Origin of the sequence: Sphingopyxis sp. (assembly GCF_035944815.1) — a bacterium.
Lineage (GTDB): Bacteria > Pseudomonadota > Alphaproteobacteria > Sphingomonadales > Sphingomonadaceae > Sphingopyxis.
On sequence record NZ_DASZAU010000004.1, the window covers coordinates 227,732 to 240,684 of the forward strand.

At 67.5% G+C, this 12,953-nt stretch carries 10 protein-coding genes; 5 read left to right on the forward strand and 5 right to left on the reverse strand.

Translation table 11 applies throughout. The features are described 5' to 3' along the window. The first annotated feature begins 232 nt into the window (after positions 1 to 232). Genes VGU00_RS06420 through VGU00_RS06440 form a run of 5 tightly spaced genes read left to right on the forward strand, consistent with a single transcriptional unit; the run spans position 233 to position 6,591 of the window. Positions 233 to 2,374, forward strand: coding sequence for a TonB-dependent receptor (locus VGU00_RS06420; RefSeq protein ID WP_327466668.1), 2,142 nt, complete (start codon positions 233 to 235; stop codon positions 2,372 to 2,374). Positions 2,375 to 2,376: 2 nt separating this feature from the next. Further along, positions 2,377 to 3,780 carry an FAD-binding oxidoreductase gene (locus tag VGU00_RS06425; RefSeq protein WP_327466670.1) on the forward strand — a complete coding sequence of 468 codons (1,404 nt, stop codon included), beginning with the start codon at positions 2,377 to 2,379 and terminating at the stop codon, positions 3,778 to 3,780. Beyond that, positions 3,780 to 5,087, forward strand: coding sequence for an MFS transporter (locus VGU00_RS06430; protein WP_327466672.1), 1,308 nt, complete (start codon positions 3,780 to 3,782; stop codon positions 5,085 to 5,087). Before VGU00_RS06425 ends, VGU00_RS06430 begins: the two co-directional genes overlap by 1 nt. A 50-nt stretch (positions 5,088 to 5,137) precedes the next feature. After that, complete coding sequence (locus VGU00_RS06435; protein ID WP_327466674.1) at positions 5,138 to 5,887, forward strand: AraC family transcriptional regulator; 750 nt, start codon at positions 5,138 to 5,140, stop codon at positions 5,885 to 5,887. Then, positions 5,884 to 6,591, forward strand: coding sequence for a FadR/GntR family transcriptional regulator (locus tag VGU00_RS06440; RefSeq protein ID WP_327466676.1), 708 nt, complete (start codon positions 5,884 to 5,886; stop codon positions 6,589 to 6,591). The genes VGU00_RS06435 and VGU00_RS06440 overlap by 4 nt, the downstream gene beginning before the upstream one ends. On the opposite strand, the gene VGU00_RS06445 is transcribed toward VGU00_RS06440, so the two are convergent. The 5 genes from VGU00_RS06445 to VGU00_RS06465 all read right to left on the reverse strand — a co-directional run bounded on the left by VGU00_RS06445 (position 6,582) and on the right by VGU00_RS06465 (position 12,516). Beyond that, positions 6,582 to 6,995: a cupin domain-containing protein gene (locus VGU00_RS06445; RefSeq protein ID WP_327466678.1), complete on the reverse strand. Its 414-nt coding sequence runs from the start codon at positions 6,993 to 6,995 to the stop codon at positions 6,582 to 6,584. The two genes, VGU00_RS06440 and VGU00_RS06445, sit on opposite strands and share 10 nt — an antisense overlap. Before the next feature lie 86 nt (positions 6,996 to 7,081). After that, entirely contained in the window at positions 7,082 to 8,209 is a 1,128-nt protein-coding gene (locus tag VGU00_RS06450; protein ID WP_327466680.1) for a GGDEF domain-containing protein, read from the reverse strand. A 62-nt stretch (positions 8,210 to 8,271) separates the two neighbouring features. Next, positions 8,272 to 9,648 carry an efflux transporter outer membrane subunit gene (locus tag VGU00_RS06455; protein ID WP_327466682.1) on the reverse strand — a complete coding sequence of 459 codons (1,377 nt, stop codon included), beginning with the start codon at positions 9,646 to 9,648 and terminating at the stop codon, positions 8,272 to 8,274. Further along, the gene (locus VGU00_RS06460; RefSeq protein WP_414713514.1) at positions 9,645 to 10,823 is read right to left on the reverse strand and encodes an HlyD family secretion protein; all 1,179 of its coding nucleotides are present in this window, start codon (positions 10,821 to 10,823) and stop codon (positions 9,645 to 9,647) included. Before VGU00_RS06460 ends, VGU00_RS06455 begins: the two co-directional genes overlap by 4 nt. A 22-nt stretch (positions 10,824 to 10,845) precedes the next feature. Continuing rightward, positions 10,846 to 12,516, reverse strand: coding sequence for an MFS transporter (locus VGU00_RS06465; RefSeq protein ID WP_327466686.1), 1,671 nt, complete (start codon positions 12,514 to 12,516; stop codon positions 10,846 to 10,848). Between the last annotated feature and the right edge of the window lie 437 nt (positions 12,517 to 12,953).

Below are 12,953 nucleotides of genomic sequence, written 5' to 3' on the forward strand. Positions count from 1 at the left end.
ATTTCCAACTCCATTCGCCCCTGAGCTTGTCGAAGGGCTGTCCTTCTTGTTGAGGTCACCAGAAAGAACGGTGCTTCGACAAGCTCAGCACAAACGGGTTCCGGGGGTGGAGCAGTGTCTGCTGCAAACCCGGTCTGCGGATCGGCACAATGTGCAGACCTTTCATATAGGTCTAAAAGCTGTCATATAGGTTCCCACGGGCGGCCAAGACCGCCGTTTTTGGGGATGCCTGATGACCAAGTTCCGATTTGCCGCTGTTTCGACGTTCGTGCTGGCCGCTACGCTGAGCGCCGCGCCCGTTTTTGCGCAGGATGGCGCCGCAACGCCGGTCGCCGCCGAGAGCGAAGACGATGGCATCATCGTCGTCACCGCGCGCAAGCGCGACGAAACGCTGGCCGACGTGCCGATCGCGGTTACCGCCATCGACGGCGACACGCTGGTCGCACGCGGGTTCAATTCGGTGCGCGATGCGGCGGTGCTGTCGCCCGGGCTCAACATCAACAGTGACGGCACCGGCCGCGCCTTCGTTTCGATCCGCGGCGTCGGCGTGACGCTGGTGCAGAGCGTGCAGCCGGGTGTCGGCCTGTTCATCGACGGCATCTATCAGCCGAACACCGCTTACCTCAACAACCCGCTGCTCGACGTCGAGCGCATCGAAGTGCTGCGCGGGCCGCAAGGGACGCTGTACGGCAAGAATACGATGGGCGGGGCGATCAACGTCATCACGCGCCAGCCGGGCAATGATTTCGAAGTGCGCGCGAACGCGAGCTATGCCGGTCCCGACGATGCCTGGATGGTGTCGGGTTCGGTTTCGGGCCCGATCGTCACCGACAAGGTCGCGCTTCGCGTCGCCGCGGCGCACCGCGAACAGCAGGGTTTCCTGCGCAACAGCGTGATCGGCGGCAAGGCCAACCCGTTCAACACCGACTCGGTCAACGCGACGCTGCGCGTGACGCCCTCGGACGATTTCACGCTGACCATCAAGGGCTATTACGACTGGGTCGACGGGGTGAACACGCCCTATTCGCGCGTCACCGGGCCGAAGGATTATTCGCGCATCGTCCAGTTCAACACGCTGAACGCCGTGTCGTATAAATATCGCGGAATCAATGTCCGCGCCGAAGGCGATCTGGGCGGCGGATCGAAGCTCAGCGTCATCGGTGCCTATGACATGCGGAATGGCTTCACCCCCGACGGCGAGGGCGATTTCGGCCCGACCGACACGGTACGCACCGTCGCGCGCGACAGCCTGCGCACGATGACGCTCGAATCGCGACTCGACAGCGAATGGTCGGACCAGTTCTCGACGCTGTTCGGCGTTTTCTACAGCAACGAGATGGTGCAGGCGCAGGCGCGCGACACCATCTCACTCGTCCATCCGGTGCTGGGGCCGATCAGCATCGTGCGCAACACGCGCGCCAAGAATGTCGCCGACACCTACGCGGCCTTCGGTACGGCGTTCTGGAAGCCGAACGACGGCTGGGAAGTCGCGCTCGGGCTGCGGTACGACCGCGAAGACCGCGTCGCCAACGGGTCGGTGTCGGGTGCGATCGTTCCCACCGCGCGGATCAAGTCGAGCGAGTGGCAACCCAAGCTGTCGGTGACGCGCAAATGGACGCCCGACCTGATGACCTATGTGTCGGTCGCGCGCGGTTATCGTGGCGGCGGCTTCAACGCGCCGACCGCCCCGACGCGCACCTATCGCGGCGACTCGGCCTGGACTTATGAAGCCGGCACCAAATATTCCTCGCCTGGTTTCAACCTGTCGGGCAGCGTCTTTTACAGCGACTACAAGGACTATATCGGGCTCAACTCGATCGCGCCCGCGGCGGGCGGCGGCCTCGTCACCGTCGATCTCAACACCGGCGACGTCGAAAGCTATGGCGTCGAACTCGAAGCGATGGTGCGCCCGGTACGGAACTGGACGCTGCGCGGCGGCCTGACCTGGATGCACGCGCGCATCACCGACGACAGCGCCTATACCGCGACGACCGGCCGCCTGCTCTCGTCCGACCGGCTGACCTTCCAGCCCGACTGGACCGCGAGCTTTGCCAGCGATTACCGGATCGAGACCGGCGCCGACAGCGACGTGACGCTGAGCGCGGGGCTGGTCGGCAAGGGCAAGCGCCTCGCCGCGACGCTCAACGAGACGACACCGACCTTCCTCGATAGCTATTGGCTGACCAATGCGTCGATCGCCTATCGCACCGGCCCGGTCGAACTGGCGTTGTTCGCGAACAACATCTTCAACACCGAATATTTCGAAAGCTATATCGAAAAGACGACGCTCGCGCTCGCCGGGCTGCCGGCCTCCGACCTCGGGATCACCGGCGATCGCCGCCGTTACGGCGTGCGTGCGAGCCTGAAGTTCTGACCATGGCGGGAACGGCGCATTCGGGGGAACGCAAGCCGCTCCCCGCCAGCCTGGTGGGGGCGCTCGAGGATCGGTTTGCGGACCGGTTCCAGCGCGGTCAGGCGGTGCTCGGGCAGCATGGCGCCAGCGAAAGTCATTTCGCGCCCGTGCTGCCCGACGCCGTCGTCTTTGCCACGTCGACCGACGATGTCGTCGCGCTGGTCAAGCTGTGCTCCGCCGCCGATATCCCGATCGTGCCGTTCGGCGCGGGGACGTCGATCGAGGGCAATGCGTTGCCCGTGCATGGCGGCATCTCGCTCGACATGAGCCTGATGGACAGCGTGGTCGCGGTGAACGCCGAGGATTTCGACTGCGTCGTCCAGCCGGGCGTGCGGCGCGAGGAACTCAATGTCCATCTTCGCGATCAGGGGTTGTTCTTCCCCATCGATCCGGGCGCCAATGCGACGATCGGCGGCATGGCGTCGACGCGCGCATCGGGCACCAACGCCGTCCGCTACGGTACGATGAAGGATGCGGTGCTCGGCCTGGAGGTCGTGACGCCGCAGGGCGAGGTGATCCGCACCGCACGCCGCGCGCGCAAGTCGGCGGCGGGCTATGACCTCACGCGGCTCTATGTCGGATCCGAAGGGACGCTCGGCATCATCACCGAAGTGACGCTGCGCCTGCATCCGGTGCCCGACACGATCTCGGCGGCGGTGTGCAGCTTCGACACGCTGGGCGGCGCGGTCGATACCGTCGTCCAGTCGATCCAGTGCGCGGTGCCGCTGGCGCGCGTCGAAATCCTCGACACGAAGCAAATGATTGCCGTCAACCGCTGGTCGAAGCTCGATTATCCCGAAGCGCCGACCCTGTTTTTCGAGTTTCACGGCAGCGCCGCCAATGTCGCCGAACAGGTCGAAACGGTGAAGATGCTCGCCGAAGCCAATGGCGGCAGCGCCTTTAGCTGGTCGAACCTGCCCGAGGAGCGCACCAAGCTTTGGCGCGCGCGGCACGAGGCCTATTACGCCGCGGTGAACATGCGCGCCGGCGCGATCGGCTGGGCGACCGACGTGTGCGTGCCGATCAGCCGCCTCGCCGAATGCATTGCCGAAACGCATGTCGATCTCGATGCGGCGAGCGTTCCCGCGACGATCCTCGGCCATGTCGGCGACGGCAATTTCCACGTCATCTTTTCGATCGACCCCGATGCGCCGGACGAAATGGCGGAGGTGGAGGCGATCAACGCGCGGCTGGTCGAACGCGCGCTGGCGATGGACGGGACGTGCACCGGCGAGCATGGCATCGGCATCGGCAAGCAGGAATGGCTTGTCGCCGAACTCGGTGACGCGGTCGAACAGATGCGGATGATCAAGCGCGCGCTCGATCCGCAGAATTTGCTCAACCCCGGCAAGATTTTCGCGCTCTGATGGCGACGCATGCCGAACCGCTCGCCGCGCCGACCTCGCGCCTGACCGCGCCCGCGACGCTCGTCCCGCTGCTGTTGCTCGCGCTGGTGACGACGATGGGCTTCACCGCGCTCGGCAGCTTCGGCACGATCCAGGAAAGCGCCAAGGCCGAACTCGCGCTCAGCGACGATGCGCTCGCGCTGATCCAGGGGCTCGGCGCCGCGGTGCCGATGGTGCTCTTTTCGATCCCGATCGGCATCCTTGTCGATCGCCGCAACCGCGTCCGGCTGACGATCGGGCTGGCGCTGCTCTGGACGCTTGGTACCCTGCTTACGGCCTTTGCGCCGAGCGCGGGGCTGCTCACCGCCGCGCGGATGCTCGTCGGGATCGGCTCGACCGGATCGCTCACCGCGGCGCTGTCGCTCTGTGCCGATTATTGCGCGCCCGAACAGCGCGGCCGCGCGATGCTGATCGTCAATCTGGGCAAGGCGCTCGGCGTTGCGCTCGGCTTCGCGCTCACCGGCTGGCTTTTCGGCCTGCTTGCCGATTTTTCGGCGCCCGGCTGGCTCGCGGGGCTCGCGCCGTGGCGCGGCGCGCATGTGCTGCTCGCCGCGATCAGCGCGCTCTGCCTGCTGCCGCTGCTGTTCCTGCGCGAACCCGAACGGCGCGAGGTCGAGGCGAGCTCCGACGCGCCGTTCCGGATCGTCGCCGCCGAGCTTTGGGCGCGCCGCGCCTTCCTCGGGCCGCTCTTCGCCGGGCAGGTCGCGGTCGTGATGGCCGATGTCGCGGCCACCGTGTGGGTCGCGCCGGTGCTGTCGCGCGATTTCGGGCTGCAGCCGCAGCAGTTCGCCGGCTGGGTCGGCGCGTTGATGTTCGGCACCGGCGTCGCGGGTGCGGTGCTCGGCGGGATTTCGGCCGATATGGGACAGAGAAGTCGCCGCCGCGGCGGCATTCTTCTGGGCGCGGTCATCGCGGCGGGGATCGGTGTTCCCGCCGCGCTGTTCCCGCTGATGCCGAGCGTAACAGGCCTTGCCGTGGCGCTCGGCGTGATGTCGCTTTGCGGCGCCGTGACGGGGCTCGTCGTGTCGGTCGCGTTGACAGTCCTGTTGCCCAACGAACTGCGTGGGCTGTGCATCGGTGCTTTCATCGCGATCGCCGGACTGATCGGCTTCGGTCTCGCGCCGTGGGTCGTGACGCGGGTGAGCGCGCTGATGGGCGGGGAGGCGATGCTGGCGGAGGCGCTCGCGCTGGTCGGGGTGATCGTCAGCGCGCTGTCCTTCTTCGCCTTCCTGCTCGCCATGCGGCGCGCGCCCGAACCTGTAAGATAGCTATTGTGAAAGCTATCATATAGGTCTATGGCTGGCATAGGGAGAGAGCTATGCCGCCGAAGCACGCCATCATCGTATCGCCCGAAATGACGACCTATGTCGGCCGCGGTCCGTGCGACCGGTTACTGTTGCCGCCCGACGCGCTGCTGCTCGGTTTCGGCGATATCGGCGAGCCCGTCGTCCGCACCCTGAGCTTTCGCGAACTCGAGGGCGACGCGCATCTGCTCGTCTTTGCAGTATCGCGCCGCGCCTGCCGCCGCCTCTTCGGCGACCTGCCCGATCGCGATGCGCGCTGGTATCTGCCGTCGGACCTGCGCGCGCTCGGCCAGTCGATCGTCGCGCCCGATTGCGACGAGGCGGCCGCCGACACGCTACGCCTTGCGCGCAGCATCGAACTGCTCTGCCAATTCTTCGCGGCGTTGCGGTCGGGCGATCTCGTCGCGGTCGAAGGCCAGCCGAGCCTGACCGAAAGCGATATCGCACGCATCGCGGCGGCGCGGCGGATCGTCGACACGCGCTGGCACGAGAAGTTGACCATCGACGACATCGCCAAAAGCTGCGGCATCAATCGCGACAAGCTGACGCGCGGGTTTCGCGAGCTGTACCAGTGCAGCGTCGCCGAGGCGCTGAGCGAACGGCGGCTGCGCCAGGCGCGGCAGATGCTCGCCGCGAGCGACCTGCCGGTGGCGAGCATCGGCTATCGCTGCGGCTATCTCAACAACGCGGCCTTCACGCGCGCCTTCTCGCGCCGTTTCGGCATGGCGCCGACCGCGATGCGCCGCGTGGGAGTCGCGGCATGAGCGGGATGATCGATCCCGGGGCGCGCGGGTCGCTGGTCGAGCGCGCGGTCGAATCGGTGCGCGATTTCATCCGCACCAACGACCTCAAGGTCGGCGACACGCTGCCGGGCGAGGGGAGTTTCGCGGCACAGCTCGGCGTCAGCCGGCCGGTGATGCGCGAGGCGTTCGGCGCATTGGCCGCGCTTCGCCTTGTCGACGTCGGCAATGGGCGCAAACCGCGCGTCGGCGCGATCGACGGATCGGTGATGGCGGCGTCGATGGGGCATGCCGTCAACACGGCGCAAGTCAGCCTCGCCGACGTGTGGGAGGTGCGCCGTACGCTCGAACTGCGCACCGCCGAGCTTGCAGCGATCAACCGCAGCGACGAACAGGCGCGCGCGATCCTTGCCGCCGCGCACGGCCTGTCGGTCGGGCATGACGAGGCAGCGCGCACCGCGGCCGACACGGCGTTTCACCAGACGATCGCCGAGGCGAGCGGCAACCAGCTTTTCTACCAGATCGTGCGCTCTTTCGAGCAGCTGATGGCGCTCGCCATCCCGCGCGCCTGGGCCGGGCGGACGACGCAGGAGGAGCGTGCGGAGACGCTGGAGCTCCACCGCGAGGTGGCCGAGGCGATCGCCGCGCGCGATCCGGCGCGCGCGCGCGCCGCGATGGAAAGCCATTTCGCCAATTCGATCGGCGAGATGCTGCGCGATCAGTTCTGAGCGGGCGTATCGGCGAGCGTCAACAAGGGCTTTCCCTTTTCGATCACATGGGTGGCGAGCTCGATCCCGTGATCGCTGCCGGCATTGCGCGCCGAGTGGACGACGCCATAGGGGATGAACAGCGCCTCGCCGGCCTTGACCGTTACCGGGGGCTGGCCGTCGAGCTGATAGACCCAGGTGCCTTTGAGCACATAGATGAATTCTTCGCCCGGGTGGCGGTGCCGCGGAAAGGCGGCGCCGGGTTCGAGATGGACTTCCGACTGGAAAACCTCACGCCCCGTGTCGCGCAGCGCGTGGTTCTGGAGGTCCTTCCGTACGCTCGGCGCCGCTGCGGGCTGCAATGCCTGCGCGGCGACCGGTGCGGCGACGAGCGCGAGCGAGGCGGCGATCAATATGCTTTTCATGGCGGCAACCCTTTCTGCCTTGCGGGGCCGATCAAATCGGTTCCGCGGGGTTTCGGCGCAACGCAGCCCCCGGTTACAGCAGCGGTTCAGTTCGACGCCGCGACGCGGTTCCGGCCCGCCTTTTTCGCCCGGTCGAGCGCGCCGTCCGCCTGTTCGAGCAGCGCTGCGGCAGGCCCGGCGCCGGCCGGATCCATCGCCGCGACGCCGATGCTGACTGTGACCGGAGCGGGAAGGTCGGCGGTCGGTTCGTGCGTGAACGACGCGATCGTCGTCCTGATCCGTTCGGCAACGAGCGCCGCGGCATCCCCGCGCGTGTCGGGCAAGATGAGTGCGAAGACCCTGACGCCCAGCCGTGCCGCGAGGTCGGTCGCCTCGCGCGCGCTGCTGGCGAGCACGTCGGCGACCGCCTGCAGGCATCGATCGATGGCAGCCGGGCCGAAATCCTTGCCGTAGACGTCGAAATCGTCGATCTCGATGACCAGCAGCGCGATCGGACGATCCGTCCGCGCCGCCATGGCCCAATAGAGGTCGAGCCGTTCGTCAAAGGCGCGGCGATTCGCGAGGCCGGTCGAGGGATCGGTGCGGTTCAATTCCATCGCCTGCTCGCGCAGTTCGGCGGCCAGCCGGTCGTTCTCCGCCGACAATTGCGCCGTCAGTGCCATCCCGTTTCCGAAACGGCGGACTGCGATTGCCACCGCGCCGCACAGGACGGCCGCCGCGATGCCGACCTGCAGGTGGCCGCTGCGGTCGCTGGTCAGGAATCCCGCCGCTGCGACGGCGGACGCCGGGACGTGGAAGGCGAGATGCGCCGGCCAATAGCGAAGCGATGCGGCGCCGAGCATCATCGCGCCGAGCGCGACCGCCGTAGCGACGAGCAATTGCGGATCGGTCGCGGCGCGCGTGCCCCAGAACAGCATGGTGCCCCATGCGAGGCCCGAGAGGAGCGTCAGCGCGGTTGCTCCGCGCAGCCACGCTGCAGGCCGGCGGTGGCCCCGCGTGCGGTATGTGGCGAAGGCAATCAGCTGCACGCCAAAGAGCAATACGGCGACAGCGACGACGATTTGCGCGGCAGCCCCGGCGGCCGTCCCGACCATCGTCGCCGCGATCAGCACGGCACCGGCCAGGCCCGCGACCGCGCCCAGCGCGACAGCGGGCAACAGGGCATCGGCCTCAGCCGCCGCGACGCGATCGTTCAATTCATATGCCTCTGACACCCGGCCGCTTCCGTTTTCGTTTCCCCTGAAGGCCGGTAGCGCGATCCTTGCCCCGACTGCAACTATCGGGAATCGGTCCAGCCGCCGCCCATTGCCTGAAAGAGCTGGATGCGCGCGGACAGCGCATCGGCGCGGAGCTGAATCAGCGACAGTTCGGCGCCGAGCAGGCCCCGCTGTGCGTCGAGCTGTTCGAGATAGGGCGAATAGCCTTCGCGATAGCGGTTGGTCGCGAGGCGTAACCCTTCGGCCAGCGCGTCGCGCTGCGACTGTGCAAACAGGATCTGCCGGTCGATCAGCCGGACCGCCGCAAGCGCATCCTCGACCTCGCGGAACGCGGTGAGCGCGGTGCGCCGATAAGCGAAGGCGGCCTGGTCGCGCTGGGCACCCGCGGCCTCGGCCTGCGCGGTCAGGCGCCCGCCCTGAAAGATCGGGGCGAGGATGCTGCCGCCGACCGACCAGATGGTGATCGGATCGGCGAGCAGGGTCGAAAAGGCGGCGCCCGCCGCGGAAGAGAGGCGCAGTTGCGGCAGGAAGCGCTTGCGCGCGGCCGCCAGATTATGGTCGGTCGCCGCCAGCTGATATTCGGCCTGCGCGACATCGGGCCGGCGGCGCAGCAAATCGGATGGCAGCCCGTCGGGAACCGGCGGGACCGTCAGCGCGGCGAGCGCCGCACCCCGGCCGATTGCCTGCGGCGTCTCGCCGACGAGCAGGCCGAGCGCGTCTTCGGTGCGCGCGATCGCGAGTTCGATCTGCGGCACGATCTGTGCCGTCGCGTCATATTCGGCCTGCGCCTGCTCGAGCTCGAGCTTGGGCGAATAGCCCGACCCGACGCGCGATTTTGCGATACGCAGCGATTCCGCGCGTGCCTGTACGGTCGCGCGCGCGACCTCCAGCCGCGCATCGAGGCTGCGGAGCGTGACATAGTTGGCGGCCGTCGCCGCCGCGACCGACAGCCGCACGGCGTCGTGCGCGGCCTCGCTGGCGAAATAAAGTTCGCGCGCGGCCGCCTTCTGGTCGTCGAGGCGGCCGAACAGGTCGACCTCATAGGCGATCTGGACCTGCGGCTGCGCGAAATTCTGTTCGACCGGCTGGCCGAAGGGATTGACCGATCGCGACCGCCCGCCGCCGAGCGTCGCGTCGATCGCCGGGAGCGTCTGTGCGCGGGCCAGCGCGACATTGGCGCGCACCTCGCGCACGCGCGCGGCGGCGACGCCGATGTCATTGTTGTTGGCGAGCGCGCGTTCAACCAGCGCGGCGAGCGCCGGGTCGCCGAACGCCCGCCACCAGTCGCGCTCGAGCGCCGCCGTCGGCCCGGCGTCGGTGCGCCACGCCACCGGCGGCGCGACAGGCGCCACGGCGGTCGTCGCGACGTTCGGGCCGGCGCAGGCGGCGAGGGGGATAGCCAGCAACGACGCCAGCGCCGGATACGGCCGCCTCACCGGCGCGATCCGCTGCGCGTGTCGACATGGACCTCGACCGACATGCCGGGGCGCAGCCGCCGTGCGAGCGGCTGGTTCCGGTCGATGGCGATCCGCACCGCGATCCGCTGTGCGACCTTGACGAAATTGCCCGTCGCATTGTCGGCTTTCAGAACCGCAAATTCGGACCCGGCCGCCGGCGACAGGTTTTCGATCCGTCCGGTCAGTTCGGCGCCGCCCAGCGCGTCGACGCTGAACCGTGCGCGCTGGCCGATCGCCATATTGCCCGTCTGCGCTTCCTTGAAATTGGCGATCACCCAGACATTGTGCGGCACGACCGACAGCAATTGCGTCCCGGCCGTGACATAGGCGCCCTGCCGCACGCCGATTTCGGACAATTGGCCGTCGGCGGGCGCACGGATGACCGTGTTGTCGAGATCGATCTGGGCGAGGCGGAGCTGGGCCTTTGCCGCCGCAACCGAGGCTTCGAGCCCGGCGCGTCCGACCACGACGGTGCGGACGTCCTGCGTGCCGATCGCCCGGCTCGCGCGGGCCTGCTGCAGGGACGCCTGTGCGGCGAGCAGCGCCGCGCGCGTCTGGTCGAATTCGCGGGTCGAGATCGAGCCGTCGGCGACGAGCGTGCGGGCGCGGCGCATGTCGGCTTCGGCGCGGGTGAGCTGCGCCTGTGCGTTGGCGATGCCCGCATTCTGGCTGTCGGTCGCCACCTCGCGCGAGCGCTGGGCCTGCGCCGAATTGGCGAGCGAGGCCTCCTGCGCCGCGACATTGGCCTCGGCCTGCGCGACGCGTGCACGATAAATGCGGTCGTCGATCGTCGCGAGGACCTGGCCCGCTTTCACTTCGGCAAAGTCCTGGACGGGCACGCTTGTCACATAGCCGCTGACCTGCGGGCTGATGACCGTCACGCGGCCGCGGACATAGGCATTGTCGGTGCGTTCGGCGCCGCCGGCGAAGGGCGGAAGCTTCCATGCGAAGAGCACGGCAAGGATCGCGAGCAGCGCGATCGCGACGATCGCGATGACCGTCGTCTTCGTCTTTTCGGGCGGTCGCCACGCCGACGGCGGCGGATCGACCTGCGGGTCGGTGTCGGGCTCGGCAGGCTTCGCATCGGCCGCCGGTGTGGCGGCGGGTGCGGGATCGGTCGGCGGCGGCGCGCTTTCCTTGTCGGGGGTTGGCATCTTTGCCTTTTCTTCGGTCATTTCATTGCCCCTGTTTCATATTCGCCTGTGCCTGCGCCTGCAGGCGCTGGACCAGCATGATCACCGGCGACGGTTCGTTTCGCCGCCGGATCGACCAGGTGATGATGAAGCCCCAGATCGTCGTCAGGATGGCGAGCACGCCGACGAGCAGGAAAACATCGTTATACGCCAGAATATTGGCCTCGCGCGTCGTTTGTCGGCTGAGCAGCGCCGCGCCTTCGGCGTTGCGCAGCACGGGGTCGCCGACGGTGGCGGCGACGGCGCGGCTGCCTGCGCCGAGCCGTGCCGCGACGATCGGATCGGTCGCCACGATCTCCTGCACCAGTTCGTGCGAGTGATATTTCTCGCGGACCGTCTGGAAGGTGCCCAGCAGCGTGCCGCCGGCCAGCCCGCCGAGGCTCTGGCTCATGCTGAAGAGGACGACGAAGCTGATGAAATTCTTGCCCCCCGCAAGCAGCGTCCGGGCGATCCCGATCACCATCGCCTGCGCAAGGAAGAGCAGCGACGCAAAGCCGATCAGCGCCTGGCTGAGGTAGAATTGGCTCGGCCGCGTCAAATTGTTCGAATTGGCATCCATGAACGATCCGATGACGATCAGGATCACCGCGACCAGGATCGGGCGGGTGAGCTTGTCGGGGCGAAAGGTCAGCACCGCAGTCGCAAGGCCGGCGATCGATGCGAAGACGACGATCAGGTTGAGCGTGACCATCTGGTCGTTGATCAGCCCGACGGCGCCCAGAAACCCCACCGACCCGAACGCCTGCTCGGACAGCAGGATACGGACCGACGCCGCGATCGCGATCAGGCGCAGCATTTCGCGCGTGCCCAGCCAGCGGGTGTTGATGAGCGGGTTTCTGCGATTATGTTCGACGATGACCGCAGCGGCGATCAGCGCGATGCTGGCAGCGAGCGACCAGCCGATCCACGGGCGTTCGGTCCACCACTGGATCCGCCCCTGCGACAGCACCGCGATCAGCAGCCACAATCCGGGCGCGAACAGCGCGAAGGTCAGGAAGTCGAGAGGTTCGAACACTTTTTCACGTTCGCTCGGCGGCAGCGGCTGCGCCCAGACCGCCGCCAGCGTCGCGAGCGCGAGCCCGAATTCGAACCAGTAAAGATTGTGCCAGTCGCCCCAGACGAGCAGCCCGGGCGACAGCACGCGCGCGAGCGGGGTTGCGATCTGCGGGATGCAGATGCCGATCATCACCGCGGCGAGCCGCTTCGACGCCGGGAGCGCCTGAAAAAAGTAGAGGATGGTGAGCGTCGACAGGCCGCTCGCGGCGATCCCGCTCATCGCCCGCACCGCGACCGAGGTCCAGAAATCGTGGATGAACAGGTGCATCAGCGTCGTCACCGCATAGGCGACCAAAGTATAACGGATGAACGGTTGCAGCCCGAACTGCTGGCGATATTTGACGAGCAGCAGGTTCGCGGTGACGTTCGTCATGAAATAGGCGGCGGTCAGCCACGCCGCCTCGTCGCTGTTGAGCCCGAGCGTGCCTTGCGCGAAGTTGAGGTTGACCGTGACCAGCGCATTGCCGAGCCCGCCGGTGATCCCGATCAGGCATCCGATCAGGAAGTGGCGCACCATGCGCGAGGTGGGGTGGTCCGGGTTGGCCGGCGATCCCGGCAGGGTCGGTCGTTCGTGCGGTTTGAAGACATAGTCCGCCATCGCGCGTCAGACCCCTTCGGCGATCATGCAGGCACCGCCGGACAGGCGCGAACGGCGCGGAGACTCGGTTTGAAGGACATGCCGCCGCCTTAGCGCATCGCCCGCGCGCGCGCAGCCTATTCGATGGGTGCAACCGGCCTCGCGGAAAGAATAGTCGGCGCGGCGCATCCTCTCGATCCGCCCCCGAAGCGTCTGAAAACAAGCCATCTTGAATTATCGGCGATTGCGGCCCATCTTCCTTTTATCGTCAACAAGCGAAAGGAGGTGGTCGAATGTCTCATTGTCACACGCCGCATGCGGCAGGATCGAGCATGACCGTCCTCGCGGGGGCCATGCCCGGCTAAGCCGTCCGCGTGCAGCAAGACAATGGAAGGGCCGTCCCCGCGGGGGCGGCCCTTTGTTGTTTCGGGCGGGGCATTTTGGGCGAGCGGGACGTG

What these genes read in the sequence shown, in the direction of transcription:
- VGU00_RS06420 (WP_327466668.1), top strand. Translation starts at nt 233, where the DNA reads ATGACCAAGTTCCGATTTGCCGCTGTTTCGACGTTCGTGCTGGCCGCT.
- VGU00_RS06465 (WP_327466686.1), bottom strand. Translation starts at nt 12,516, where the DNA reads ATGGCGGACTATGTCTTCAAACCGCACGAACGACCGACCCTGCCGGGA.
- VGU00_RS06425 (WP_327466670.1), top strand. Translation starts at nt 2,377, where the DNA reads ATGGCGGGAACGGCGCATTCGGGGGAACGCAAGCCGCTCCCCGCCAGC.
- VGU00_RS06430 (WP_327466672.1), top strand. Translation starts at nt 3,780, where the DNA reads ATGGCGACGCATGCCGAACCGCTCGCCGCGCCGACCTCGCGCCTGACC.
- VGU00_RS06440 (WP_327466676.1), top strand. Translation starts at nt 5,884, where the DNA reads ATGAGCGGGATGATCGATCCCGGGGCGCGCGGGTCGCTGGTCGAGCGC.
- VGU00_RS06460 (WP_414713514.1), bottom strand. Translation starts at nt 10,823, where the DNA reads ATGCCAACCCCCGACAAGGAAAGCGCGCCGCCGCCGACCGATCCCGCA.
- VGU00_RS06435 (WP_327466674.1), top strand. Translation starts at nt 5,138, where the DNA reads ATGCCGCCGAAGCACGCCATCATCGTATCGCCCGAAATGACGACCTAT.
- VGU00_RS06445 (WP_327466678.1), bottom strand. Translation starts at nt 6,995, where the DNA reads ATGAAAAGCATATTGATCGCCGCCTCGCTCGCGCTCGTCGCCGCACCG.